General features: G+C 61.9%; 25 protein-coding genes. 14 read left to right on the plus strand and 11 right to left on the minus strand.

Features of this window, described 5'->3' with window-relative positions; all coding sequences use genetic code 11:
* The first annotated feature begins 86 nt into the window (after positions 1–86).
* The 3 genes from RlegSU303_RS23960 (at position 87) to RlegSU303_RS23970 (ending at position 2,682) form a co-directional block, all read left to right on the plus strand.
* Complete coding sequence (locus tag RlegSU303_RS23960) at positions 87–1,112, plus strand: histone deacetylase family protein (RefSeq protein WP_017962851.1); 1,026 nt, start codon at positions 87–89, stop codon at positions 1,110–1,112.
* Between the two features lie 9 nt (positions 1,113–1,121).
* Positions 1,122–1,697: a recombination regulator RecX gene (gene recX / locus RlegSU303_RS23965; RefSeq protein WP_131643931.1), complete on the plus strand. Its 576-nt coding sequence runs from the start codon at positions 1,122–1,124 to the stop codon at positions 1,695–1,697.
* A 73-nt stretch (positions 1,698–1,770) separates the two neighbouring features.
* Positions 1,771–2,682: an EamA family transporter gene (locus tag RlegSU303_RS23970; protein WP_131719722.1), complete on the plus strand. Its 912-nt coding sequence runs from the start codon at positions 1,771–1,773 to the stop codon at positions 2,680–2,682.
* 6 nt (positions 2,683–2,688) lie between these two features.
* Here the strand turns inward: RlegSU303_RS23970 and RlegSU303_RS23975 are convergent, their stop codons facing one another.
* The gene (locus RlegSU303_RS23975; protein WP_094086917.1) at positions 2,689–3,156 is read right to left on the minus strand and encodes a group III truncated hemoglobin; all 468 of its coding nucleotides are present in this window, start codon (positions 3,154–3,156) and stop codon (positions 2,689–2,691) included.
* Between the two features lie 171 nt (positions 3,157–3,327).
* On the opposite strand from RlegSU303_RS23975, the gene mbfA reads away from it, so the two are divergent.
* Positions 3,328–4,311, plus strand: coding sequence for an iron exporter MbfA (mbfA, locus tag RlegSU303_RS23980; protein ID WP_017962855.1), 984 nt, complete (start codon positions 3,328–3,330; stop codon positions 4,309–4,311).
* Between the two features lie 556 nt (positions 4,312–4,867).
* Here the strand turns inward: mbfA and RlegSU303_RS23985 are convergent.
* Entirely contained in the window at positions 4,868–5,467 is a 600-nt protein-coding gene (locus RlegSU303_RS23985) for a transglutaminase-like cysteine peptidase (RefSeq protein ID WP_017962856.1), read from the minus strand.
* Positions 5,468–5,632: 165 nt separating this feature from the next.
* Positions 5,633–6,472, minus strand: coding sequence for an alpha/beta hydrolase (locus RlegSU303_RS23990; protein WP_131621128.1), 840 nt, complete (start codon positions 6,470–6,472; stop codon positions 5,633–5,635).
* A 177-nt stretch (positions 6,473–6,649) separates the two neighbouring features.
* Between RlegSU303_RS23990 and infC the strand changes: the two genes are divergently transcribed.
* The 5 genes from infC (at position 6,650) to pheT (ending at position 11,914) form a co-directional block, all read left to right on the plus strand.
* A complete protein-coding gene (gene infC / locus RlegSU303_RS23995; RefSeq protein WP_072640862.1) occupies positions 6,650–7,186 on the plus strand; it encodes a translation initiation factor IF-3 in 537 nt (178 codons plus the stop codon).
* Between the two features lie 311 nt (positions 7,187–7,497).
* Entirely contained in the window at positions 7,498–7,701 is a 204-nt protein-coding gene (gene rpmI, locus RlegSU303_RS24000) for a 50S ribosomal protein L35 (protein ID WP_003544621.1), read from the plus strand.
* Positions 7,702–7,739: 38 nt separating this feature from the next.
* Positions 7,740–8,144, plus strand: coding sequence for a 50S ribosomal protein L20 (gene rplT, locus RlegSU303_RS24005; RefSeq protein ID WP_017962859.1), 405 nt, complete (start codon positions 7,740–7,742; stop codon positions 8,142–8,144).
* Positions 8,145–8,391: 247 nt separating this feature from the next.
* Positions 8,392–9,474 carry a phenylalanine--tRNA ligase subunit alpha gene (gene pheS, locus RlegSU303_RS24010; RefSeq protein ID WP_094086916.1) on the plus strand — a complete coding sequence of 361 codons (1,083 nt, stop codon included), beginning with the start codon at positions 8,392–8,394 and terminating at the stop codon, positions 9,472–9,474.
* A 16-nt stretch (positions 9,475–9,490) separates the two neighbouring features.
* A complete protein-coding gene (pheT, locus tag RlegSU303_RS24015) occupies positions 9,491–11,914 on the plus strand; it encodes a phenylalanine--tRNA ligase subunit beta (protein WP_131621132.1) in 2,424 nt (807 codons plus the stop codon).
* A 55-nt stretch (positions 11,915–11,969) separates the two neighbouring features.
* On the opposite strand, the gene RlegSU303_RS24020 is transcribed toward pheT, so the two are convergent.
* Both RlegSU303_RS24020 and RlegSU303_RS24025 read right to left on the minus strand, forming a co-directional pair.
* Positions 11,970–12,329 carry a nuclear transport factor 2 family protein gene (locus tag RlegSU303_RS24020; RefSeq protein ID WP_017962862.1) on the minus strand — a complete coding sequence of 120 codons (360 nt, stop codon included), beginning with the start codon at positions 12,327–12,329 and terminating at the stop codon, positions 11,970–11,972.
* A gap of 92 nt (positions 12,330–12,421) precedes the next feature.
* Positions 12,422–13,417: an aldo/keto reductase gene (locus RlegSU303_RS24025; protein WP_017962863.1), complete on the minus strand. Its 996-nt coding sequence runs from the start codon at positions 13,415–13,417 to the stop codon at positions 12,422–12,424.
* Positions 13,418–13,531: 114 nt separating this feature from the next.
* Here RlegSU303_RS24025 and RlegSU303_RS24030 point away from each other — a divergent pair, with 114 nt between their 5' ends.
* Positions 13,532–14,440 (plus strand): LysR family transcriptional regulator, encoded by a 909-nt coding sequence (locus tag RlegSU303_RS24030; protein ID WP_017962864.1) that lies wholly within the window; start codon positions 13,532–13,534, stop codon positions 14,438–14,440.
* A 45-nt stretch (positions 14,441–14,485) separates the two neighbouring features.
* Here RlegSU303_RS24030 and RlegSU303_RS24035 read toward each other — a convergent pair whose 3' ends face one another.
* Positions 14,486–14,983: a YciE/YciF ferroxidase family protein gene (locus RlegSU303_RS24035; RefSeq protein WP_017962865.1), complete on the minus strand. Its 498-nt coding sequence runs from the start codon at positions 14,981–14,983 to the stop codon at positions 14,486–14,488.
* A 145-nt stretch (positions 14,984–15,128) separates the two neighbouring features.
* Between RlegSU303_RS24035 and RlegSU303_RS24040 the strand changes: the two genes are divergently transcribed.
* On the plus strand, positions 15,129–15,746 hold the full coding sequence (locus RlegSU303_RS24040) for a hypothetical protein (protein WP_017962866.1): 618 nt from the start codon (positions 15,129–15,131) through the stop codon (positions 15,744–15,746).
* Here the strand turns inward: RlegSU303_RS24040 and RlegSU303_RS24045 are convergent.
* Complete coding sequence (locus RlegSU303_RS24045) at positions 15,736–16,179, minus strand: GNAT family N-acetyltransferase (RefSeq protein ID WP_017962867.1); 444 nt, start codon at positions 16,177–16,179, stop codon at positions 15,736–15,738. The two genes, RlegSU303_RS24040 and RlegSU303_RS24045, sit on opposite strands and share 11 nt — an antisense overlap.
* 14 nt (positions 16,180–16,193) lie before the next feature.
* Positions 16,194–17,141 carry an aldo/keto reductase gene (locus tag RlegSU303_RS24050; RefSeq protein ID WP_131719477.1) on the minus strand — a complete coding sequence of 316 codons (948 nt, stop codon included), beginning with the start codon at positions 17,139–17,141 and terminating at the stop codon, positions 16,194–16,196.
* Positions 17,142–17,319: 178 nt separating this feature from the next.
* Here RlegSU303_RS24050 and RlegSU303_RS24055 point away from each other — a divergent pair, with 178 nt between their 5' ends.
* Entirely contained in the window at positions 17,320–18,306 is a 987-nt protein-coding gene (locus tag RlegSU303_RS24055) for a Gfo/Idh/MocA family protein (protein ID WP_017962869.1), read from the plus strand.
* Here the strand turns inward: RlegSU303_RS24055 and RlegSU303_RS24060 are convergent, their stop codons facing one another.
* Positions 18,307–18,684, minus strand: a complete 378-nt coding sequence (locus RlegSU303_RS24060) for a GtrA family protein (protein ID WP_017962870.1) — start codon at positions 18,682–18,684, stop codon at positions 18,307–18,309.
* On the minus strand, positions 18,681–19,688 hold the full coding sequence (locus RlegSU303_RS24065; protein WP_131719478.1) for a glycosyltransferase: 1,008 nt from the start codon (positions 19,686–19,688) through the stop codon (positions 18,681–18,683). The genes RlegSU303_RS24060 and RlegSU303_RS24065 overlap by 4 nt, the downstream gene beginning before the upstream one ends.
* Positions 19,689–19,847: 159 nt before the next feature.
* Between RlegSU303_RS24065 and RlegSU303_RS24070 the strand changes: the two genes are divergently transcribed.
* Complete coding sequence (locus RlegSU303_RS24070; protein WP_131719479.1) at positions 19,848–21,695, plus strand: hypothetical protein; 1,848 nt, start codon at positions 19,848–19,850, stop codon at positions 21,693–21,695.
* 102 nt (positions 21,696–21,797) lie between these two features.
* Here the strand turns inward: RlegSU303_RS24070 and RlegSU303_RS24075 are convergent, their stop codons facing one another.
* The gene (locus RlegSU303_RS24075) at positions 21,798–22,043 is read right to left on the minus strand and encodes a hypothetical protein (RefSeq protein WP_003544643.1); all 246 of its coding nucleotides are present in this window, start codon (positions 22,041–22,043) and stop codon (positions 21,798–21,800) included.
* A gap of 341 nt (positions 22,044–22,384) precedes the next feature.
* Between RlegSU303_RS24075 and xseA the strand changes: the two genes are divergently transcribed.
* Positions 22,385–23,965, plus strand: a complete 1,581-nt coding sequence (gene xseA, locus RlegSU303_RS24080; RefSeq protein WP_131719480.1) for an exodeoxyribonuclease VII large subunit — start codon at positions 22,385–22,387, stop codon at positions 23,963–23,965.

A 23,965-nucleotide genomic window follows, 5' to 3' on the forward strand; every position in this document is an offset into this window, starting at 1 on the left:
ATTCCAGACGATCAAGGCCCCGCGCCGCTTTTTTGTCAGGGCCGAGCCGTGTAAATCTCCATTGTCAATCAAGGACAGGATCTGAAATGCGCGTCATCTATTCCGAGGATCACAAGCTGCGCGATGCCAGGACTGAGCTGCACGCCGGTCAGCTGGTGACGCCCTTCGAGGCGCCGTTCCGCGCCGAATGGATCCTCGCGGCGGTCAAGGAGGCGGGCTTCGCCGACGTGGTGGCGCCCGATGCGCACGGGTTGGAAACGGCTCGAAAAGTGCATGATCCCGCCTATCTGGATTTTCTCGCCACCGTCTGGGACCGCTGGGTAGCGGCCGGTTTCACCGGCGAGGCGATCGCCAATTCCTTCGCTGTCCGTCGCACCAGCCAGCGTGTGCCCGACAATATCGTCGGTGCGATCGGCCACTATGCCAATGCCGCCGATACTTCGATCACCAAGGGTTCCTACGAGGCGGCGATCGCTTCCATGCGCTGCGCGATCACAGGCGCCGACTGGCTGAATGCCGGCAATCCTTTCGCCTTCGCGCTCTGCCGCCCGCCCGGCCACCATGCCGGCATCGATCTCTTCGGCGGCTATTGCTTCATCAACAATTCAGGTGTCGCCGCGCAGCGGCTGCTCGACCATGGTGCCAGGAAAGTCGCGGTGCTGGATGTCGATTTCCACCACGGCAACGGCACGCAGGATCTCTTCTATCACAGAGGCGATGTCTTCACCGCCTCGCTGCATGGCGATCCCATGCATGCCTTTCCCTATTTCCTCGGCCATGCCGACGAGGAAGGCGAGGGGGAGGGCACGGGCGCCAACCGCAACTATCCGATGCCGCCAGGCACGCCCTTTGATGTCTGGTCTTCGGCCCTTGCCGATGCGCTGGCCCGCATCAAGACCTTCGGCGCCGAGGCGATCGTCGTGGCGCTCGGCGTCGACACTTTCGAACGCGATCCGATCTCCTTCTTCAGCCTCACCTCCGACGATTTCACCCGCATGGGCGCGATGATATCAGCGGCCGGCCTGCCGGTGCTCGCCTGTATGGAGGGCGGCTATGGCGTGCCGGAGATCGGCCTCAACGTCGCCAACGTCCTCAAGGGTCTGGAAGCCTGATCACCGCCGATGACCGACGAGACCGTTCCATCCGATATCCCGACATCACGCATGCTGAGCTGGGCGCGCAATTCCGCTATCTATCGCCTGGAGCGGCGGATGATGACGGAAAAGCAGCTCTTTGACGCCATCACCCGCAAGGCGAAGGAGAAATTCGAGGGAATCAGTGCGGCGCAACTCAAGGCCATCGCCGATTTCGCGGTCAAATTTGCCTATGACAACAAGGTGCTCGACGACAGCGCCTATGCGGAGATCAGCACGCGCTCTGCCGTGCGCGGCGGTAAATCGAAGCGCGCGATCGCCCAGAAGCTTGCTGCCAAGGGCGTCTCCAGCGACAAGGTCGAGGCAGCACTTGAAGAGGCCGACGATCTCTATGCCGCAGCGATTTTTGCCCGCAAGCGCGCCTTCGGTCCTTTCCGCCGGGTCGAGCTTGACGAAAAGCGAAAGGCCAAAGAACTTTCGGCTTTTGCCCGCAACGGCTTCAGCTTCGACATCGGCAGGAAGGTCTTCGACATGAGCTTCGAAGACGCCGAAGAGGTCATCCTTGCCGGCCGTTCCTTGGCGCCTCAGCATCAGCGCTCTTGATCCCGGCATGAAAAGTTTGAATTTGGTTCTCCCCCGTCTTCGGCTTAGAACGGCGCCAGGATCGGGGGGCCACATGGACATCAAGAATATCGAGACGAGGACGGATGGCGCAGCCTTGATTGCGCAGCCGGGCGTATCGCCGACTTCGGGCGGCTTGGCGGCCGGTGTCGCGATGTGCCTGATGTCGATGTCGTCGATCCAGTTCGGCGCGGCACTGTCTTCGTCAGCCATTGCGACCTATGGCGTTGCCGGCGCTACCTGGCTGCGGCTTGCTTTCGCGGCGATCATCCTTGCCGCTATCGTCAGGCCTTCGGTGCTGCGTTCTAGTGGTGCCCAATGGCGGGCGACATTGCTGCTCGGCACGACGACGGCTGCCATGACGCTGTGTTTCTTCGCGGCGATCCAGCGGCTGCCGCTCGGCTTGGCGATCGCCATCGATTTCCTCGGGCCGCTCTCGGTCGCCGTCTTCGGTTATGGCCTGAGCTGGCGGCTCACCTGGCCATTGATTGCTGCGGCCGGCATTCTCTTCCTCGCCCATGACGGCGAAGGATGGGTCGGCAATCTCCCTGGCGTCCTCTTCGCTCTCGGCTCGGCTGTGGGATGGGCGGTGTATATCCTGCTGACGAAGAAGGTCGGCGCTGCCTTCAAGGGGCTGGAAGGCCTGTCGATGTCGCTGATCGTCGCTGGCCTCGTCGCAACTCCCTTCGGTCTTGCCGAGACAGGGGGCGCCTTCACGGTGAAGGGACTGGTCGAGGTTCTCGGCCTTGCCATCCTCGTGCCGCTCTTGCCCTACGCGCTGGAGATGGTGGCGCTGCGGCGCATGCCGTCGGCATCCTTCGGCATCCTGATGAGCCTCGAACCGGCGCTCGGCGCTCTCGCCGGTTTTCTGATCCTCGCCCAGCCGATGACCGCGTTGCAGATGCTGGGAACGGCACTTGTGGTGGCGGCCAGCGCCGGCGCCACCGCCTCGGCGGAAAAGGCCTAAGATTTCTTAGGCGAGTTTCCGCGCGGGATCGTCGAGTGCCGGATTATAGAAGAGCGACAGTGTCAGGCTTTTGGCGATCCGCTCCGCCGTTGCCATGAACCACGCCTTGGCTTCCGGCGTTGGGGCGATATCGTCGAGCGTCGCGGCAAACAGCGACAACCATTTCGGAAAGAGATCGGGCGTCAGGTTCTGGACACCCGTGTGCGCCTGCACCGGCTTGCCGCCATAGGCGCCGCTGCGGAAGGCGACGGCCGACCAGAAGCTCTTCATCTTCGCCATATGCTCCGGCCAGCGGCCGGACAGCTTGGCGTCGAACACCGGGCCGAGATCGGGATGCGTTAGCACGCGCCCGTAAAAGGTCTCGACCAGCCTGTCGATGAAGGCTGCGTCGACGCCCATCTCCCGCATCTCGGCCTCCGCCCTTTCGCGGATCGCCGCGACATGGGCAGGGCGGCCCTGAATCTCATTGTCCATTCCAAAACCCCGGCGCCGCGTGATGCGGCGCCCTCCCATATAGGTGTTTATCGCAGCGTGCCAAAGTCCTCCGTGCCGCTTGCGGCAATCTGTCAGTTGGCTTGCACGCGCACTTGACCGCTATCACCACGTTCTTTAGATTTAGAATAATTCTAAATCTTGGAGAAAAGCATGCTGGCGCGATTTTTCAGATCCTCGAAACGATCTTTCGAGTCGCTGTCCGAGCAGGAGATTCTCGCCCTGGCGATTGCTTCCGAGGAAGACGATGCCCGCATCTATCTCGCCTATGCCGACGGGCTGCGCCGCGAATTTCCGGCGTCGGCCAAGGTCTTCGAAGACATGGCCGAGGTCGAGGATACGCATCGCAAATCGCTGATCGAGATCCATCGCCAGCGTTTCGGCGAGCGCATCCCGCTGATCCGGCGCGAGCATGTGCAGGGCTTCTACGAGCGCAAGCCCGACTGGCTCAGGGCAAACCTTTCATTGGATGCGATGCGGCAAGAAACCGAGGCGATGGAGGAGCAGGCCTATCGTTTCTATGTTGAGGCGGCAAAACGAACCTCGGACGCCTCGACGCGTGAGCTTCTCGGCGATCTCGCCCTCGCCGAACAGGGGCATGAGGATATCGCCCGCATGCTGGGCGACAAACATACGCCCGCAGACGTCAAGCACGACGAGGACGCGACGGTGCATCGGCAATTCGTGCTGACCTATGTGCAACCGGGTCTTGCCGGGCTGATGGACGGCTCGGTCTCGACGCTGGCGCCGATCTTCGCCGCCGCCTTCGCCACGCAGGATACCTGGCAGACCTTTCTTGTCGGTCTTTCGGCCTCCGTCGGCGCCGGCATCTCGATGGGCTTCACCGAAGCCGCCCATGACGACGGCAAGATCTCCGGCAGAGGCTCGCCGGTCAAGCGCGGCCTTGCCTGCGGCATCATGACGGCGCTCGGCGGCCTCGGCCACGCACTGCCTTACCTGATCCCGCATTTCTGGACGGCGACGATCACCGCCGCCATCGTCGTGTTCTTCGAACTGTGGGCAATCGCCTTCATCCAGAACCGCTACATGGAAACCCCCTTCCTGCGCGCCGCCTTCCAGGTGGTGCTGGGCGGCGGCCTGGTGCTCGGCGCCGGTATCCTGATCGGGAATGGGTGAGTTGCGGTCGGGCGCAGCCCGAGCAATCGATCCAGTGAATCGATTGCAGCAACGAACGCCCTGAGCTTAAAGCGAAGGGCCGGGAGACGGTGCGTCATACTGGGCATCAAGCCGGTCGGGCATAGCCCGAGCAATCGATCCAGTGAATCGATTGCAGCAACGAACGCCCTGAGCCAAAGCGAAGGGCCGGGAGACGGTGCGTCATCCTCGGCATCAAAGCGCTCCTTGTCTTCGCTTGCGCTCAGTGCACTCGCGGCTTCGCCGCTCACCCCCTCATCTGCCTACCGGCATCTTCTCCCCGCTGGGAGAAGCGGAGTCGTGGCGGCGCCTCGCTCCCCTTGCGGCATTGGTTCGAGAATGACACCCGTGCTGATTGCTCCCCCTTCTCCCCAGCGGGGAGAAGATGCCCGTTAGGGCCGATGAGGGGGGTGAGGAGCATAAGCGACGAACGCCTTGAGCGTAAGCGAAAGGCAGCCCTCCCTGTATAAAGAACCACCCGACAAAATAAAAAGGCCGGCAAAATCGCCGGCCTTTTCCAAATTCTCTATTGCAACCCCTAGCGCAGCGCGCCGACCAGGACGTCGCGGCCGTTCTCGATGGTGACCCAGCGGCCGGCATTGTAGCTCGACTGGCGCTTGACGAAGGAATAGGGGGTCCCGAACCACGGCTTGACGTCGGCGGCGAGGTTGTCGAGCACGAAATCGCCCTCGGCGGTGCGCAGCGTCAGCACCGCATGGCCTTCGCCGTCCGGCTTGCGCACGACGGTCATCAGCAGGTCGGCAGCCGGAAAGCCGCGCTGGATCAGCATGCGGCGCTTCAGCAGCGCAAAATCTTCGCAGTCGCCGGCGGTGGTCGGATAGGCCCAGACCTCATCCTTGCCGTAGATTTCCTTGTCGGTCATCGGCGTGATCGTGCGGTTGACCGTGGCGTTGATCGAACGCACGAGCGACCACTTCCCCGGGGTCATGGCAACGGGGCCGGCGTTGCGGTTTGCGCCGCATTCAATGCGGTGAATCTGACAGAAATCATAGTGCCCGATCGGCTGTGAGGTGGCATTGCCTGTCACCATGGAAGCATTTCTGCTGGGGGCTGGTATGGCGGCCGTCGCCATCGCAAACATGGCCATCATGGCCACAAAGATACCCTTGATCCGCACGCCCGCTCTTTCCTTGCATCGCCCTTATTTATTAACAAAGTGTTAATGGAGAGGGCCCAAAAGAGTCAATCGTTACTTCTTGGGAGGACCTTACGACCCGCCGATATGGTTAAAATGCAACGGGTTGGGGGACTTGCATCAGGCGAATTTATCCGCCTCTGCCGCTCAAACGGGCATCTGCCTATTTGTTGATGAACGGATGATGCCTTTGACGGCACTCAGGAGAAGCGCGATATCGCCGGGGCGGGAAAGGCGGTGGTCGCCGTCGCGGACGAAGGTCAGCACCACGTCGTCGGCGGGAAGATGTTCGACCAGTTTCATCGCATGCGCGTGGGGCACGTCGGCGTCCTTCATGCCCTGGAGGATATGCACCGGGCAGCCGGTTTCGATGATGCCGTCGAGCACCCGGTTCTTTCGGCCGTCCTCGATCAGCGCCTGCGTATAAATGTTCGGTTCCGGGCTGTATTGCGAACGCTCTTCGAAATAGCCACGCTCGGCCAGCGATTTGCGCTCTTTCGCCTTGAGGTTCGGCTCGATCAGCTCCGAGGTGAAATCGGGGGCGGGTGCGATCAGCACCATCCCTTCGAGCTTTGGGCCTTCGAGCGTCACGCCGTCCTGCCGCGCAAGCTCCTGCGCCAGCCTGAGCGCGATCCATCCACCCATCGACGAGCCGACAAGGATCACCCGATCGGGCGCGACATGACGGATGACGGCCAGCGCCTCCTCCAGCCAGCGCGAGATCGTGCCGTCGCGGAAGCTGCCGCCGGAAAGTCCGTGGCCGGAATAGTCGAGGCGGATGCAGGCGAGCCCAAGTTCCGCCGCCAGCCCATCGAGTTCCACCGCCTTGGTGCCGCTCATGTCGGAGCGGTAGCCGGACAGCCAAACAAGCGCCGGCGCGCCATTGCCGGCTTGCGCCGGGCGGACGAGCATGGCGATCTCACGCGCCGCCTCGCCCTCGCCGACCGTCAGGAACTGCGGCGCGGAATCGGGCATCTGATCGGACATCGGCGAAACTCCTGTTGTTTTGGCCTATAAAACAGATTCTTGGCAGGCTGACAGCGGGTGATTTTTCCGCTAAAGGATGATATTGACTCCGTTGCAGCGATGACGCGACACGTTTGTGCCCCTGATCGGGAGCGCGAGGCTGCAACGTTCCGAAAACAACGCGAGGAGAATACGACCATTCGCAGACCTTTTAAAACCGATGCGCCCGTGAAGGACGGACCGCGCTCGAACCGTGAAATCCGCATTCCCAAAGTTCAGCTGATCGGAGCTGACGGACAGAATGTCGGCATCGTGCCCACCGACCAGGCTTTGAAAATGGCGGAAGAAGCCGGCCTCGACCTCGTCGAAATTTCCCCCAATGTCGAACCGCCGGTGTGCAAGATCCTCGATCTGGGCAAGCTGAAATATGCCAACCAGAAGAAGGCTGCCGAGGCGCGCAAGAAGCAGAAGATCGTCGAAGTCAAAGAAATCAAGATGCGCCCGAACATCGACACCCATGATTATGAGGTGAAGATGAAGGCGATGGGTCGCTTCTTCGACGAAGGCGACAAGGTCAAGGTGACGCTGAAGTTCCGCGGCCGTGAAATGGCCCACCAGGAACTCGGCATGAAACTTCTGCAGCAGGTCAAGGCCGATACGATCGAGTTCGCCAAGGTCGAAGCCGAACCCAAGCTCGAAGGCCGCCAGATGATGATGGTGCTGGCGCCGAAATAAGCGCCAGGCAGTTTTTCGCCCAGGGCCGTCCGCAAGGGCGGCTTTTGTGCTTTCTGCCACTGTATTTTGGGAGCAGCGAAGATTCCTCCGCCGCCCCGTTGCACTTTCATGACGCTGCGGTTATAAGCGCGCGTCCGAACTGACCGGCAGGGCATGCCGTGGCAGTTTCGAATGCTTGCGGAACGGTTCGTCGCCGATGCCGCAGATCAACAACAAACGCTCCCGCACCTTGTTGCGACGGCCGGAGAACCGGACTTCGCAAGAAGGGCTTTTTTGATGAAGCGCGCAGGGAGGACAGAAGGAGTAGCAAAATGCCCAAGATGAAGACGAAGTCCTCTGCCAAGAAGCGGTTCAAGATCACCGCAACCGGCAAGGTCAAGGCTGCCGCTGCCGGCAAGCGCCATGGCATGATCAAGCGTTCCAACAAGTTCATTCGCGATGCACGTGGCACCATGGTTCTCGCAGAACCGGATGGCCGCAAGGTTATCAAGAATTACCTGCCGAACGGTCTCTGAGACTCGTCCGCGAACGCTAGATTTAAGGAGATCATGATATGGCACGTGTAAAAAGAGGCGTCACCTCTCATGCCAAGCACAAGAAGGTTCTGAAGGCCGCAAAGGGCTTTTACGGCCGCCGCAAGAACACCATCCGCACCGCCAAGGCTGCTGTCGATCGTTCGAAGCAGTACGCCTACCGCGACCGCAAGGTCAACAAGCGCAACTTCCGTGCGCTTTGGATCCAGCGCATCAACGCCGCTGTGCGTGAATCCGGCCTGACCTACGGCCGCTTCATCGACGGCCTGAACAAGGCTGGCATCGAAGTTGACCGCAAGGTTCTCTCCGACATGGCGATCCACGAGCCGGAAGCATTCGGCGCGCTGGTCAGCGCTGCCAAGAAGGCTCTTGAATACCTCAAGGAAGCCGGCACGGCGAACGAGTTTGAAGGCGCGGTCCGTTGAGCCGCGCGCGTTCGTAAGAACGCGCAAAAGCTGGCTCAACTGCTTTAAGTGGCGCATGTACCTTTCGAGCGGGCGCGCCCGCACGGGACATGCGCTACCAGCGCTTCCCAAGCTTTTGAATTTATGATTTTGGGAAACCCGCGCTGGTTTGGGCTAGCGCGGGTTTTTCTTTCTTTATATTCCTGGCGCCGGCCGGCGCCGCCTGCCTCCCGATCGCCCGCCTGATACTGGACGGAAAGAAGTGACAATGTCAGATATCGACCAGCTCAACGCATCGCTGCTCGCCGAAATCGCCGCCGCCGATGACGAGACGGCGCTCGAAGCCGTGCGCGTTTCCGCCCTCGGCAAGAAGGGCTCCGTTTCCGAACTGTTGAAGACGCTCGGCGCCATGACGCCGGAAGAGCGCCAAAGCAAGGGTGCGGCAATCAACGTCCTGAAGAACGCGGTGACCGAGGCGCTCACTGCCCGCAAGACGACGCTCCGGCAAGCGGCGATCGATGCGCGGCTGAAGGCCGAAACCGTCGATGTCAGCCTGCCGGTGCGCTCCTCGCCGGCAGAGCGCGGCCGCATCCATCCGATCAGCCAGATCGTCGATGAGATCACCGCGATCTTCGCCGACATGGGTTTCTCGATCGCCGAAGGCCCCGATATCGAGACCGATTATTACAATTTCACCGCGCTGAATTTCCCCGAAGGCCACCCGGCCCGTGAGATGCACGACACCTTCTTTTTCAATCCTGACGAAAACGGTGAACGCAAGGTGCTGCGCACGCACACCTCGCCGGTGCAGGTGCGCACCATGGAGACGCAGAAGCCGCCGATCCGTATCATCATTCCCGGCAAGACCTACCGCCAGGACTCGGACGCTACCCATTCGCCGATGTTCCATCAGGTCGAGGGCCTGGTCGTCGACAAGAAGGCCAATGTCGCCAACCTCCGCTGGGTGCTGGAAGAATTCTGCAAGACCTTCTTCGAGGTCGATAGCGTGACGATGCGCTTCCGCCCGTCCTTCTTCCCCTTCACCGAGCCCTCCTTCGAGGTCGATATCCAATGCGACCGCTCCGGCCCGATCGTCAAGTTCGGCGAGGGCACCGACTGGATGGAGATCCTCGGCTGCGGCATGGTCCACCCCAACGTGCTGCGTTACGGCGGGCTCGATCCGGACGAATATCAGGGTTTTGCCTGGGGCATGGGCCTCGACCGCATCGCTATGCTGAAATACGGCATGCCCGATCTGCGGGACTTCTTCAACGCCGACGTCCGCTGGATGACGCATTACGGCTTCCGCCCGCTCGACATGCCGACGCTGTTCGGCGGCCTCAGCGCTTGAACGGAGTATTGGGACGATGAAATTCACGCTCTCCTGGCTGAAAGAGCATCTGGAAACCGATGCCGGCCTCGATGAAATCTGCACGCGCCTCACCGAGATCGGGCTGGAGGTCGAGGATGTCGACGACAAGGCGGCATTCAAGCCCTTCGTTATCGCCAGGGTCGTCTCGGCCGAAAAACATCCGCAGGCCGATCGCCTGAAGGTGTTGATGGTCGACACCGGTTCCGGAGCACCGGTCCAGGTCGTCTGCGGCGCCCCGAATGCGCGCGCCGGTCTCGTCGGCGCCTTCGCGGCGCCCGGAACCTATGTTCCCGGCATCGATGTGACGCTCGCCGTCGGCAATATCCGCGGCGTCGAAAGCCATGGCATGATGTGCTCCGAAAAGGAGCTGCAGATCTCCGACAGTCACGACGGCATCATCGACCTGCCGGACGATGCGCCGGTCGGCCAGAGTTATGCCGCCTATGCTCATCTCGACGATCCCCTCATCGAGATCAACCTGACGCCCAATCGGCCGGACTGCACCTCGATCCACGGCATCGCCCGTGATCTCGCCGCCTCCGGCCTCGGCACGCTGAAGACGCGGCCTGCGCCGTCCTTCGCCGTCGAGGGTGAGACGCCGGTGAAGCTGACGCTTGATCTCGACGATCCTAAGCTCTGCCCGGGCTTCGCGCTGCGCCTCGTGCGCGGCGTCAGGAACGGCCCGAGCCCGCGCTGGATGCAGCAGCGGCTGATCGCCATCGGCCTGCGTCCCATCAACGCGCTTGTCGATGTCACCAACTACATGACCTTCGATCAGGGACGGCCGATCCACGTCTTCGATGCTGCCAAGATCAACGGCAACCTGACCGTCCGCCGTGCCGCCGAAGGCGAGACGGTGCTGGCGCTCGACCAGCGCGAATACAAGCTGTCGCCGAACAACGTCGTCATCGCCGATGAAAACGGCATCGAATCGATCGGCGGCATCATGGGGGGCGAACATTCCGGCTGCGACGAAAACACCGTCGACGTGCTGATCGAATCCGCCCTCTGGGATCCGATGAACATCGCCAAGTCCGGCCGTGCGCTCGGCATCATCACCGATGCCCGCTACCGCTTCGAACGCGGCGCCGATCCGGACTATATGGTCCCCGGCCTCGAACGCACGACGGAACTGGTGTTGGAGCTTTGCGGTGGCAAGGCTGCCAGGGCAGAGGTCGTCGGCTACAAGCGTTACGAACCGAAGATCGTCGATTTCCCCTATTCGGAGGTCAAGCGCCTGACGGGCCTCGACGTCTCGAATGAGGAAAGCAACACGATTCTGACGCGCCTCGGCTTCACCGTCTCCGGTTCCGGCGAGCGCGTCTCCGTCGCCGTCCCCTCCTGGCGTCCCGATGTCGACGGCAAGGCCGATCTCGTGGAAGAAGTCATGCGCATTCATGGCGTCGACAATATCAAGCCGGCGCCGCTTGAAAGCCATGCGACCGTTAACGCCAAGATCCTGACGACGCTGCAGATCCGCAGCCGCCTCGCCAAGCGCGCGCTCGCCGCGCGCGGCATGCTCGAAGCCGTCACCTGGTCCTTCATTCCGGAAGACCAGGCAAAGCTCTTCGGCGGCGGCTCGCCCGCCCTCAAGCTTGCCAACCCGATCGCCGCCGAAATGTCGGATATGCGCCCGTCGCTGCTGCCGGGCCTGCTGTCTGCTGCCCAGCGCAATGCCGACAAGGGTTACGGCGACGTCGCGCTGTTCGAGGTCTCCGGCACTTATGAGAACGATCGGCCGGACGGTCAGCGCCGCGTCGCCGGCGGCATTCGCCGCGGCACGGCCTCGCTTGCCGGCGCCGGTCGCGCCTGGTCGAACGCCGCCAAGGGCGGCGGCAAGCCGGTCGACGTCTTCGACGCCAAGGCCGATGCGCTCGCTGTCATCGAAGCCTGCGGCCTGCCGATGGGCAATATCCAGATCGAGCAGGGCGGACCGGAATGGTATCATCCCGGCCGCTCCGGCACGATCAAGATGGGACCGAAGGTCATACTCGGCTATTTCGGCGAATTTCATCCGCTGACGCTGGAAACGCTCGACGTTTCCGGCGCTCTCTGCGGCTTCGAGGTCTATGTCGACGCCATGCCGGAGGCCAAGCGCAAGGCGACGCGCACCAAGCCGGCGCTCGAATTGTCGCCCTTCCAGCTGGTGCGGCGCGACTTCGCCTTCGTCGTCGACAAGGCGGTGGAAGCCGGCGCCATCGTCAAGGCCGCCACAGGCGCAGACCGCAAGCTGGTGACCGGCGTCAATGTCTTCGATATCTTCGAGGGCGCATCGGTTGGCGACGGCAAGAAATCGGTGGCGATCGAGGTTCAGATCCAGCCGGTCGAGCGCACGCTGACGGACGAGGATTTCGAGGCGCTGACGCAGAGGATCGTCGCCAGTGTTGCGAAATTCACCGGCGGTGTCCTTAGAAGCTGAGCTTCATCCAACGTCGCCAAATAATGGACCGGTCGCGAATGGCGGCCGGTCTTTTTCACCGATGCAGATGGAAGAGCTTGCTGACGATCGTCCAGCGGCCGTCGATCTTCAGCAGCGAGAGATAATCGGTAAAACGCATGCCGGCAAAATCGTCGGTGACCTTGACGCTTGCCGCCTCACCCTCGACATCGACACTCTGAATGTCCATGTAGGGTTGCGTGCCGGGCGGCGCCGGCTCCTCCTGCAGGATCGCGGCGATGAATTCGTCCCGCGTCAGCCATTCGACGGCATTTTCGTAATGGCCGATGATCGAGCTTTTCGGATGAAAGGCCTTTTTCAAGGCTGCCTCATTGGCGAAGGCCATGCCTTCGACATAGAGATGAACCGTCTGTTCGACTGCCTGCCTGTCCGACATATTGTCATCCCGTTCTCAGAGATGGCGTTAGATAGTTTCGCCAGCCCCGAAGGCAAGCCCGGCCGGTTGTGACCGACCGGGCTTTTCCAGGTTCAGATATTCGTCATGGCAAGGGAGGCGTCCGAATAGCGCTTGCCGGCGACCTGTCCGGCGGGGATCGCTTCGCTGAGTTGCTCGAGTTCCGCCGGGCTCAGCACGATATCGGCGGCGGCCGCATTCTGTTCGAGATGGTGAAGCTTGCGGGCGCCGGGGATCGGCACGATGTCGTTGCCCTGGCTCAACACCCAGGCCAGCGCCAGCTGCGCCGCCGTCACGCCCTTCTCGGCGGCAAGCCGCTCGAGCGTTGAGACGAGGGCGGCATTGGCGTCGAAATTTTCCGCCTGGAACCGCGGCACCTGCCGGCGGAAATCGTCGGCAGCGAGATCCTCCACTTTGCGGATCGCTCCGGTCAGGAAGCCGCGGCCGAGCGGGCTGTAAGGCACGAAGCCGATCCCGAGTTCGCGGCAGGTGGCAAGCACCTCCTCTTCGGGATCGCGCGTCCAGAGCGAATATTCGCTCTGCAGGGCAGCGATCGGATGGACCGCATGGGCGCGGCGAATGGTGGCGCTGCCGGCTTCCGAAAGCCCGAGCGCCCGGACTTTGCCTTCCTTCATCAGGTCCGCCATGACGCCGACGGTCTCTTCGATCGGCACGTTGGGATCGACCCGGTGCTGGTAGAAGAGGTCGATGGTCTCGATGCCGAGGCGTTTCAGCGAGGCCTCGGCGACCGCGCGCACATGCTCGGGGCGGCTGTCGACACCGGCGATGGCGGCAGCACCCGGCTTGCTGGCATCGATCTTGAAGCCGAATTTGGTGGCGATCACCACGCGGTCGCGGAATGGCTTCAGCGCTTTGCCAAGAAGAACCTCGTTGGTAAAGGGACCATAGACTTCGGCGGTGTCGAAGAAGGTGACGCCGAGATCGATGGCGCGATGCAGCGTCCTGATCGATTCCGCATCGTCGCTGGCGCCATAGGCAAAGCTCATGCCCATGCAGCCGAGACCGACGGCAGAGACGGTCAGATCGTTTCCGAGTTTCCGGATTTTCATGATGTGCTCCTCTGAGCTGATTTTGAGCCGCTGCGGTACCGACAGACCATATCGCGGCGCTATCAATCAGAAAATACATGCAGTTTCTAACAGGTTGTTCTATTATTTCGATCAATGAACAGAACACAGCTTTCGCAACTCGCCGTTCTCGCCGCCGTCTCGGAGCATCGCAGCTTCCGGGCGGCGGCGAAGGAACTCCTCGTCGCGCCCTCGGCCATCAGCCATGCGATATCGAGCCTCGAGGAAAGTCTGGGGGTGCGGCTTCTGGCGCGCACCACCCGCAGCGTCGCGCCGACGGAAGAGGGCCGGCTGCTGCTTGAAAGACTTCGTCCCGCACTCGAGGAGATCGACATTGCTCTGGAGGCCGTCCGCGATACGCGCGCCAAGCCGGCCGGAAACCTGCGCATCACCGCGCCGCGCTTCGCCTCCGATCTGCTGCTCGCTCCGCGGCTCGGCGACTTTCTCAACCTCTATCCCGATATCACCCTGGAGATCGCCAATGAGGACGGTTTCACCGATATCGTCAAGGAGGGTTTCGATGCCGGCATCCGGCTGGAAGAGAGCCTCGAGGCCGATATGATCGCCGTCAGGGTCTCGCCCAATCTGACGACGGTGATCGCCGCTTCGCCCAATTATTTCGAGCATCATCCGAAGCCGGAGCATCCGCGCGATCTCGTCCATCACCGTTGCATCAAGCGGCGCTTCACCAATGGCTCGATCTATCGCTGGGAATTCGAAAAGGACGGGCAGGAGCTTGTCGTTTCGGTCGATGGGCCGCTGATCGTCAGCGAGGACCGGCTGGCCCTGCTTGCGGCGCTGAACGGCGCCGGACTTGCCTATCTTTTCGACATGCGGGTCGATGACGAACTGGCGAGCGGCAAGCTTGTGCGGGTATTGGAGGATTGGTGCGCTCCCTATGCCGGACCGTTTCTCTATTATCCCACCCGGCGGCAGATGCGGCCGGCGCTACGCGCCTTCATCGATTTCTTCAGATACAGCGAGAAGGATACGGGCGGCCGGTAAGGAATGGAAACCGGGCCGCCCGTTCTCGTTAGGGCGCCTTATGCATCAGGCAGCCTTTGCCTTCTGGTTTGCCGCCGTGGTGGCGAGCTGAGAGAGGGTCTTGTCGGTGGCCGTTTCCTCCTGCAGCGTCTGGTCCAGCAGACCGACGGCATCTTTGAGGCCGAGCGTCGCGGCCCAGGTCTTCAGCGTGCCGTAACGGGCAATTTCGTAATGTTCGACGGCTTGAGCCGCGGAGATCAAGCCGGCATCGAGAGCGGCCGTGCCTTTGAATTCCTCCATGATTTCCTCGCCCTCGGCGATAATGCCCTGGATGGCCTCGCAGGTCTTGCCCTGCGCGCGTTTGCCCATCAGCTCGAAAACCTGCTGCAGGCGCTCGACATGTACTTCGGTCTGCTCGCGGTGCTTCTCTAGGCCCGCCTTCAAATCAGGGGATTGGGCGGCGCGCGCCATCTTCGGCAGGGCGCGCAAAATCTGCCGTTCAGCAAAGTAGATGTCCTTCAGCGTGTCGTAGAAGAGATCTTCCAACGTCTTTTCCTTGGCCATTTTCTCAATCCTTGTTCTGGGGAAAACCGCGAATGCGGCGACACATTAAGAAGCGAAGATCGCGCTAATTGTTCCCGATCGATTTCGGGTGGACTGGAAATCGGTGCCGGGCGATGATTCCTGCCGTCGATGTGGGGGTAAGGTCATGCGAAAGCCGAATTCGATGAAGGGTCTGGAGGATCTCGGCCGCGTGCGGCTGTCGCAAAACTTCTTTCTTCGCGATTTCCTGCATTCCGAAATCGCCGATTTCCATCGCATCCCCAATATCCCCGAAGATCCCGATCTAGCGATCGAGGCGGGCAAGAGGCTTTGCGAGGAATTGCTGGAGCCACTGGAAGCGACGTTCGGGCGCCTGCACATCCGTTCCGGTTATCGTTCGCCCACGGTCAACAGGTTCGGCAACGAGAACAAGCTGAACTGTTCGACCAATGCCGCCACATCAGCGCATCACATCTGGGATATGAGGGATTTTGACGGCTGCATGGGTGCTGCCGTCTGCATCGCCGTGCCATGGATGATCGACCACTACCACGATGAAAGCGACTGGCAGCGGCTCGCCTGGTGGATTCACGACCACCTGCCTTATGCCTCGCTCTGCTTTTTCCCCAAGCTCTGGGCCTTCAATATTCAGTGGCACGAACGGCCGAAGCGGGTGATCCAGAGCTATATCAGCCCGCGCGGCATACTCACCAAACCGGGTATGGCCAATTGGAAAGGCGATCATTCCGAATGGTATGGGAATTTTCCATCGCTCAAAAGGTGATCCTATAGCGGATATGGCCGTCGTTCTCGACATAGCTGTCATAGAGCGCTCGCGCGGTTCTGTTCTGCTCGCTCGTATGCCAGTAGAGCCGCGACCAGCCCTTGGCTCTGCAGGTCGAAACGAGATCGTCCATCAGCGCCCGCCCGACGCCTTTGCCACGCGCATCGGCATCGACGAACAGGTCTTCGAGATAGCAGTCCCTGCCGTGGATCCACGTGCCCTCATGGGTGAGATAGAGCGCAAATCCCATGATCCTGCCGTCGACGTCGGCGACACGCATCGCGATTGCCGACTCCGGATCGAAGACCCGGCGCCATGTGGAATCCGTGATATCGGCATCGACCGTGACGTCATAAAAGGCGAGATAGGCCGCCCACAGTTCGCGCCAGCGGGCTTCGTCCTCGGGGCGGGCATCACGTATCGTCACGGTCATGGCGTCTCTTTCTTTCAGGCGCCGGCTTCGTCGAGCAGCGCCATCGCCTCATCGGAAAGCGCCAGTGTCGCCGATTTCGCCAGGCTTTCAAGCTGCGAAAGACTGGTCGCGCTAGCGATCGGCGCCGTCACGCCCTTCTTGCGCAGCAGCCAGGCGAGAGAAATTTCCGCAGGCTTGGCACCGGTCTCGACAGAAACCTTGTCGAGCGCGGCCAGGATGCGCAGGCCTTTGTCGTCCAGATATTTCGAAACCCGGCCCTCGCGTGCGCGGCCTTGCGTATCGGCCATGCTGCGGTATTTGCCGGTGAGGAAACCCGCGGCGAGGCTGAAATAGGTGATGACGCCGATGTCTTCTTTGACACAGAGATCGGCAAGCGGCCCCTCGAAGCTCGCGCGCTCATAGAGATTATATTCCGGCTGCAGCACATCGTAACGCGGCAATCCGGCCTTTTCGGCAGCGTCGAAGGAAGCCTGGAGGAGTTTAGCATCATAATTCGAGCAGCCGATGGCGCGGATCTTGCCCTGCTGCTTCAGCTTGGCATAGGCGCCGAGCGTTTCCTCGTGCGGCGTATCGTCATCCGGCCAGTGCGAGAGATAGACGTCGATATAGTCGGTCTGCAACCGGCGCAGCGAATCCTCGACCGCTTTCAGGATATAGGTCTCCTTCAGCGTCTTTCCCTGTCCCATGTCGGAGCCGACCTTGGTGACGATCACGGCCTTGTCGCGGGAGACCTTGGCTTGGCTTAGCCACCGCCCGATGATCTCCTCGGAATCGCCGCCCTTGTTGCCCGGAACCCACGAGGAATAGACATCGGCCGTATCGATCGTGTTCAGGCCCGCGTCGAAGAAGGCATCGAGAATGGCGAAGGATGTTTTCTCGTCGGCCGTCCAGCCGAAGACATTGCCGCCGATGACGATCGGCGCGACCGATAGACCTGTTTTTCCAAGCCGGCGCATTTCCATGACGCTCTCCAGAAGTGTGAAGGGATTGAAATCGCGGATACGGCAGAACGCCGCCCTGACCAAGTTAGTGCGATCCGCGCATCCGGGAAGGCAAACTTCCGTGATTTCAGGCCGCGCCATTGCGCCGCAGCCAAGGCCTGAATATGGTTCGCGGAAATCAGTTTGGGAGACTTGGATCATGCTGCGTTTCGGTATCATTTCAACGGCGAAGATCGGCCGCGACAATGTCGTTCCGGCGATCCAGGATGCGGAAAATTGCGTCGTCACGGCGATTGCCAGCCGTGATCTGACGCGCGCAAGAGAGATGGCCGACCGCTTCTCGGTGCCGCATGCCTTCGGCTCTTACGAGGAGATGCTGGCCTCCGACCTCATCGACGCCGTCTACATCCCGCTGCCGACCTCGCAGCACATCGAATGGTCGATCAAGGCGGCGGATGCCGGCAAACACGTGCTCTGCGAAAAGCCGTTGGCGCTGAAGGCAGACGATATCGACGACGTGATCGCCGCCCGCGACCGCAACCGGGTGGTGGTCAGCGAAGCCTATATGATCACCTATTCGCCGGTCTGGCAGAAGGTGCGCTCGTTGATCGACGAGGGCGCCATCGGGTCGCTCAGGCATGTGCAGGGCGCCTTCACCTATTTCAACCGCGACCCCGCCAACATGCGCAACGTCCCCGAGCTCGGCGGCGGCGGCCTTCCCGATATCGGCGTCTATCCCGTCATGGGCACGCGTTTTTCCACCGGCAAGGAGCCGCTCTGGATCCAGGCGATCACCGAGCGCGATCCGGATTTCGGCACGGATATCTATTCGAGCGTCAAGGCCGATTTCGGCGATTTCGAGCTGAGCTTCTATATCTCGACGCAGATGGCCAACCGCCAGGTCATGGTCTTCCACGGCACCGAAGGGTACATCGAGGTCAAGTCGCCGTTCAACGCCAATCGCTGGGGGCCGGAAGAGATCGAGCTTGCCGACCGCAGCCACACTGAATCGCGCATTTTCCGCTTCCAGGACAGCCGCCAGTACAAGCGGCAGGTCGAGGCCTTCGCCCGGGCGGTGACGAACGGCAAGGAAGAGATCGTCACGCTCGAAAATTCGAAGCTGAACCAGAAGGTGATCGATGCGATCTACCGGGCCAGCGAGAAGGACGGCTGGGAGGCAGTTTGATCACTCGGCGCGGAAGACGAAGCGCGAATAGCCGAAGAAGCTGAAGATCATCGAGGCGATGCTGGCGATCACCATGGCCGCCAGCGGCTGAAGCGCTGGCAGCGACAGCAGAAGGGCGGAATAGAGCCCGTAATTGACGAGTGCTGCCGTCACCCCGACCGAGCCGTATCGGAAGCCTTCGGCGGCAAGCGAACGGCCGGAGCGATCGAAGGTGAAGCTCCGGTTGAAAGCCCAGGTCGCGGCCATCGCGAAGGCGATCGCGATAAGCCGCGCCAGAAACGGCCCGAGCGGCGTGAGATGGAGCAGTGCCGACAGGATGCCGGCATCGACGAGGAAGCCGATGCCGCCGGCGATGGTGAAGCGGATGAGCTTTCTCATGCCGCATCCGCCTTGCCGGGACGCGCGCGCGATACCGGCCCAGCGTCGCTGAGCGGCGCCTTCAACGCGCTCGGCCTCTCCAGGCCCATATAATGGATACGGAGCTGTTCGGCGCGGGCGCGCGCGACGGAATCCAGGATGACGCCGGCGGTGAACAGCATGAAGGAGATCATCATCAGCGCCGTCGACAGCACCCAGGTCGGCATGCGGCTGACGAGACCTGTCTCGAAATATTCCGCCAGCACCGGCGCCATGAAGCCGAGGCTCACCAGCATGAAGGTGGCGCTGATCGCGCTGAAAAAGGCGAAGGGCCGGGTTTCCTTCATCAGCATCGCGAACATCCAGAGGATCCTGGCGCCGTCGCGGAACGTCGAAAGCTTGGAGTGCGAGCCTTCCGGCCGGCGGCCGTAGTCGAGCTCCAGTTCGCTGACTGGCAGCTTCAGCCGCGAGGCATGCACGGACATCTCGGTTTCGATCTCGAAGCCGCCTGATACTGCCGGGAAGCTCTTGACGAAGCGGCGCGAAAACGCGCGGTAGCCGGAAAAGATATCGGTGAAGTCGGGGCCGAAGATCATCCGGTAGAGCAGGTTGAAAAGCCGGTTGCCGATCGCATGGCCCTGACGGCCCGCATCGGCGTGCACACCGCGCCTTGTGCCGACCACCATGTCGGCGCGCTCGGTCAGAAGCGTGCGCACCAGTTCCTCGGCATCCTCAGGCGCATAGGTGCCGTCGCCGTCGGCGATGATGTAGATGTCGGCGTCGATATCGGCGAACATGCGGCGCACGACATGGCCCTTGCCCTGACGCCGCTCGCGCACGACATGCGCCCCGGCAAGCATCGCCTGCAGTGCGGTGCCGTCGGTGGAATTATTGTCGTAGACGTGGATTGCAGCATCGGGCAGCGTCGCCCGGAAACCCTGCACGACAGCGCCGATCGTCGCGGCCTCATTATAGCAGGGGAGCAGGACGGCAATAGTCAGATTATCGGTACGCGATCGGGTCATGACTCTACTCGTTACACTTAAAGCCGCGCTCAGCCTAAATCATGCGCCGTTAATAAGACCCTATGACGCAGGCAAAATCAGCGGCTGCCACAAACGGCTTTACACTTTCTTGATCGGCGGCGGCTAAAGTTCGGGTATCGAAACGAACCGCTAACCACAATGAACGCTGTGCAGCCGATCTCCCACGCATCCTCCGTGACTGACGCTCCCAGGGGCTGGCTGCGCGACTTGCTGACGCGTCTCTGGCCAACCGTCATCGCCTATAGCGTCATCCTTGCTGCCGCTATCCTCATCACCAAGCTTTCCGGCGCCACCGATTACGTCGGCCCCGACAATGATGACGGAATGCGTCTCGTCGAGGTTCGCGATTTTCTGGCTGGGCAGGGTTGGTTCGATCTGATGCAATATCGTCTCGGCCTCGACGGCGGCACGCTGATGCATTGGTCGCGGCTGATCGATATGCCGATCGCCTCGCTAATCTGGTTCTTCGGCCTGTTTGCGCCCCGCGAGACGGCCGAAGCGCTGGCGCTCGCCGCCTGGCCGGTATCGCTCATCCTGCCCGCCATGCTCGCCATGGCGGTCGCCGGCCGGCGCATCGGCGGGGTTGCCGCCATGCATATCAGTCTCGGCTTGACCGGTCTTGCGATCTACACCGGAAACCGTTTCGCGCCGGGCGCCATCGATCATCACAATGCGCAGCTGGCGCTGGTCGCGACGATGATCGCGATGCTGCTGGATCCAGAGCGTCGCGCCTGGAGTTACGCGGTCGCCGGCATCGCGGCAGCCGTTGCCATCGCCATCGGCGCCGAGACGACCCCCTTCGTCGCCGCCGTCTGCCTGACCATTGCCTTGCTCTGGGCATGGGAGGGCGAAAATTTCGCCGCCGCCGCCAAGGCCTTCGGGCTGGCGCTCACGATTGCGATCAGCATCCTTTTCTTCGCAACGGTGCCGCCCCGGCTTTATTCGACGGTCACCTGCGACAATCTCTCGCTCGGCTATTACAGCCTGGCGGCGATCGGCGGCGGGTTGCTGTTGTTTTCGGCGGTTTTTGCCAGCCGCTTGCGCCGGCCCTTGCGCTTTGCCGCACTCGCCGTCGTCGGCGCCGGCGTTCTCGGTTCAGCGATCGTGATCGCACCGCAGTGCCTGAGCGATCCGCTGGCCGGTCTCGACCCGATGCTGGTCGAGCTCTGGCTCAGAAATGTTTCGGAAGCGCAGTCGATTTTTGCTCTCGGACGCACCGACCCCTTCTCGATCGGTGCCTTCTATGCGGCCGGCCTGTTCGGCATCGCCGTCTGCATCTTCCGCGTCGTCCAGCGTGACCGCGTGCAAATCCACCTGGTCCTACTCTTCCTGCTGATGACGAGCTGGGCTATCGCGCTGGTCCAGGTGCGCGGTTCGACGTTCTCGAACCTGATCTCGATCCTGCCGCTTGCTCTGCTGATCATCGATATCAGGCGCATCTCCAACAGCGACAGCGAGAATGTCGCCGCCGCCTTCATCTATATCGTCACCGTGCTCGCCAGTGCTCCGGCCGCCTGGGCCGTCGGTGGCGGGTTTATCTCGCTGCAGATGCAGAATGCTGCGCCGAAGAAGGCGGCAGAGCCGGCAAAGAAGATTTCCTGCACATCGCAAGCGGCGCTGGCGCCGCTCGCCGGGCTGCCGGCCGGACTGGTCTCGGCGCCGTCGGAAATGGGCGTGCCCATCCTCCGCTTCACGGCGAACCGTGTTCTCTCCGCGCCTTATCATCGCAATCAGGGCGGCATGCTGACGGAGCTGCATATCGGCATGGCCAAGCCCCAGGAGGCGGAAGCCTTCCTGAAGGGGACCGGCGTGACGGTGCTTGCCTTCTGCCCCGGCGACCTGCAGACTCGCGAGATCACCAAACTGAAGCCGGATGGGCTCTATGCTGAGCTCGGCAAGGGCAATATCCCGCTCTATCTGGAGCCGCTTTTGAAGGCGGCGGACGTGGGCGTTCAGTTCTTTCGCTATCGGCCGACGACGAATTGACGCCCGGCAATCTTCAGGATGGGATAAAGCATGTCGCGATAACGACATGCGTAAAAACAAAGCAAGCGCGGGAAGCCAATCTGAAAAATCGCGACGCGCTTATCAGTGCGAAACGCGCATGGCGCGGCGAAGGCGCTGATTGGCATAGAGCCCGAGCACGAAGAGCATGAGGCCGCCATTATAGCCGAGCACGGCATAGACGAATGCGAGAATAGACACCGGCCCGGGCGAGGTTATCGCCGCCAACGCGAATGTCATTCCGATCAGCGCGGCGACCAGCGCGATTACGCCAGCCGAACGCGTCTGCCCGGCGCTGACGCCCAATGCTGCTGCTGTGAGAATAATCATTTCAGCACCTTCCCAGAGAGAACGAGGGGAAGCATAGGAAGCGCCAACTAACAAAGATTTACCGGCGATCTTCGCCGAAAAGCCTTTGTATTGCGGTGGTTAGCAATCCCTTTCGTGTAAAACGCATATTCTAACTATCCGTTCCGCAACAAAGCATATTTACGCGATTTTGTTGTGTGTCCACCTAGCTGCAACGAGTGCATGTGCAGGATGCGTTGAGACGAGCGCGCTTGCTGCAATGGCGACGAACCCCTCCCACAACGATTTCAACGGCTGGGAAAACCGATCCCAAAGCCCGTGCCACCCTTCCTGTTTCCAGCGGATGGACATAGAAAGAGGGGATGAGCAACGTCTTCGACGGCGATTCGCCGACCAACCTTGCCGAATATTCGGTTTCGGAACTTTCCGGCTCGATCAAGCGCACCGTCGAAACCGCCTTCGACCAGGTTCGCGTGCGTGGCGAAATCTCCGGCTATCGCGGGCCGCACTCCTCGGGCCATGCCTATTTCGCGCTGAAGGACGATCGCGCCCGCATCGACGCCGTCATCTGGAAGGGCACCTTCTCACGGCTGAAGTTCCGCCCGGAAGAGGGCATGGAAGTCATTGCCACCGGCAAGGTCACCACCTTTCCGGGCTCCTCGAAATATCAGATCGTCATCGAGACGCTGGAACCGGCCGGCGCCGGCGCTCTGATGGCGCTGATCGAGGAGCGCAAGCGCAAGCTCGGCGCCGAGGGCCTGTTCGATGCCGCCCGCAAGAAGCGGCTGCCCTTCATGCCCAGCGTGATCGGCGTCGTCACCTCGCCGACCGGCGCCGTGATCCGCGATATCCTTCACCGCATCTCCGATCGTTTTCCCGTGCATGTCCTCGTCTGGCCGGTGAAGGTCCAGGGCGAGGGCTCCGGCGAGGAGGTGGCGAGCGCCATCCGCGGCTTCAACGCGCTGGAGCCGGCAGGCGCTATCCCGCGCCCGGATGTGCTGATCGTCGCACGCGGCGGCGGCAGCCTGGAAGACCTCTGGAGCTTCAACGACGAAATCGTCGTGCGTGCTGCGGCTGAAAGCCGGATACCGCTGATCTCTGCCGTCGGCCATGAGACCGACTGGACGCTGATCGACTATGCCGCCGATGTCCGTGCGCCAACGCCGACAGGGGCAGCGGAAATAGCGGTTCCCGTCAAGGCGGAGCTCGAAGCGCAGGCCACCGCTCTTGCCGCGCGCCTGCAGGGCTGCATGAACCGGCAGATGGATCAGCGCCGCCAGTCCGTGCGCGCCCTGATGCGGGCATTGCCGTCGATCGACCAGCTTCTCGCCTTGCCGCGCCGCCGCTTCGACGAGGCCTCCGCCGGCCTCGGCCGCGGGCTGGAGCTCAACACCATCAACAAACGTCGCGGCTTCGAGCGTGTCGCCGCGCATCTGCGTCCTGATGTACTGTCCAATCGCATCGCCGAGCGCCGCCAGACGCTGAACGAGCGCATGGCCCGGGCCGAGCGCATGGTCGAACGGCTGATCGACCGCTCGAAATCACGCGTCGATCGCGCCGAAACCATCCTCGCCTCACTGCCGGCCCGGCTGAAGAGCCAGACCGACCGCGGTCGCGAACGCCTTGGCAATCTTTCTCGCCACGCCGATACGGCGGTCCGCCACCAGCTGACCCGCGCGCGCGCCGAGCTTTCCGCGCAGGACCGCGTGCTGCAGTCGCTCTCCTATAAGAATGTGCTGAAGCGCGGTTACGCCGTCATTCGCGATGAGGATAACAATCCGGTCTCACAGGCTGCTCAACTCTCTGCCGGCATGGGCATCGCCATCGAATTCGTCGACGGCCGTGTCGGCGCCATGACCACGGAAGGCGGCACACCGCCGGCCGGTGCCAAGAAGCGCAGCGTAAGGCCCGCAGACCCGTCGAAGCAGGGAAGCCTTTTCTGA

The organism is Rhizobium sp. SU303, from assembly GCF_021052345.1.
In the GTDB taxonomy this organism is placed as follows: Bacteria; Pseudomonadota; Alphaproteobacteria; order Rhizobiales; family Rhizobiaceae; genus Rhizobium; species Rhizobium laguerreae.

Bases quoted from the DNA above. Each gene is read 5' to 3' on its own strand.
- RlegSU303_RS24055 (WP_017962869.1), top strand. From the start codon at position 17,320: ATGCTGCGTTTCGGTATCATTTCAACGGCGAAGATCGGCCGCGACAAT.
- RlegSU303_RS24065 (WP_131719478.1), bottom strand. From the start codon at position 19,688: ATGACCCGATCGCGTACCGATAATCTGACTATTGCCGTCCTGCTCCCC.
- RlegSU303_RS24050 (WP_131719477.1), bottom strand. From the start codon at position 17,141: ATGGAAATGCGCCGGCTTGGAAAAACAGGTCTATCGGTCGCGCCGATC.
- RlegSU303_RS23960 (WP_017962851.1), top strand. From the start codon at position 87: ATGCGCGTCATCTATTCCGAGGATCACAAGCTGCGCGATGCCAGGACT.
- recX (WP_131643931.1), top strand. From the start codon at position 1,122: ATGACCGACGAGACCGTTCCATCCGATATCCCGACATCACGCATGCTG.
- RlegSU303_RS24045 (WP_017962867.1), bottom strand. From the start codon at position 16,179: ATGACCGTGACGATACGTGATGCCCGCCCCGAGGACGAAGCCCGCTGG.
- RlegSU303_RS24025 (WP_017962863.1), bottom strand. From the start codon at position 13,417: ATGAAAATCCGGAAACTCGGAAACGATCTGACCGTCTCTGCCGTCGGT.
- RlegSU303_RS23990 (WP_131621128.1), bottom strand. From the start codon at position 6,472: ATGTCCGATCAGATGCCCGATTCCGCGCCGCAGTTCCTGACGGTCGGC.
- RlegSU303_RS24040 (WP_017962866.1), top strand. From the start codon at position 15,129: ATGCGAAAGCCGAATTCGATGAAGGGTCTGGAGGATCTCGGCCGCGTG.
- RlegSU303_RS24020 (WP_017962862.1), bottom strand. From the start codon at position 12,329: ATGTCGGACAGGCAGGCAGTCGAACAGACGGTTCATCTCTATGTCGAA.
- pheT (WP_131621132.1), top strand. From the start codon at position 9,491: ATGAAATTCACGCTCTCCTGGCTGAAAGAGCATCTGGAAACCGATGCC.
- rplT (WP_017962859.1), top strand. From the start codon at position 7,740: ATGGCACGTGTAAAAAGAGGCGTCACCTCTCATGCCAAGCACAAGAAG.
- pheS (WP_094086916.1), top strand. From the start codon at position 8,392: ATGTCAGATATCGACCAGCTCAACGCATCGCTGCTCGCCGAAATCGCC.
- rpmI (WP_003544621.1), top strand. From the start codon at position 7,498: ATGCCCAAGATGAAGACGAAGTCCTCTGCCAAGAAGCGGTTCAAGATC.
- mbfA (WP_017962855.1), top strand. From the start codon at position 3,328: ATGCTGGCGCGATTTTTCAGATCCTCGAAACGATCTTTCGAGTCGCTG.
- RlegSU303_RS24035 (WP_017962865.1), bottom strand. From the start codon at position 14,983: ATGGCCAAGGAAAAGACGTTGGAAGATCTCTTCTACGACACGCTGAAG.
- RlegSU303_RS24070 (WP_131719479.1), top strand. From the start codon at position 19,848: ATGAACGCTGTGCAGCCGATCTCCCACGCATCCTCCGTGACTGACGCT.
- RlegSU303_RS23970 (WP_131719722.1), top strand. From the start codon at position 1,771: ATGGACATCAAGAATATCGAGACGAGGACGGATGGCGCAGCCTTGATT.
- xseA (WP_131719480.1), top strand. From the start codon at position 22,385: ATGAGCAACGTCTTCGACGGCGATTCGCCGACCAACCTTGCCGAATAT.
- RlegSU303_RS24030 (WP_017962864.1), top strand. From the start codon at position 13,532: ATGAACAGAACACAGCTTTCGCAACTCGCCGTTCTCGCCGCCGTCTCG.
- RlegSU303_RS24075 (WP_003544643.1), bottom strand. From the start codon at position 22,043: ATGATTATTCTCACAGCAGCAGCATTGGGCGTCAGCGCCGGGCAGACG.
- RlegSU303_RS23975 (WP_094086917.1), bottom strand. From the start codon at position 3,156: ATGGACAATGAGATTCAGGGCCGCCCTGCCCATGTCGCGGCGATCCGC.
- RlegSU303_RS24060 (WP_017962870.1), bottom strand. From the start codon at position 18,684: ATGAGAAAGCTCATCCGCTTCACCATCGCCGGCGGCATCGGCTTCCTC.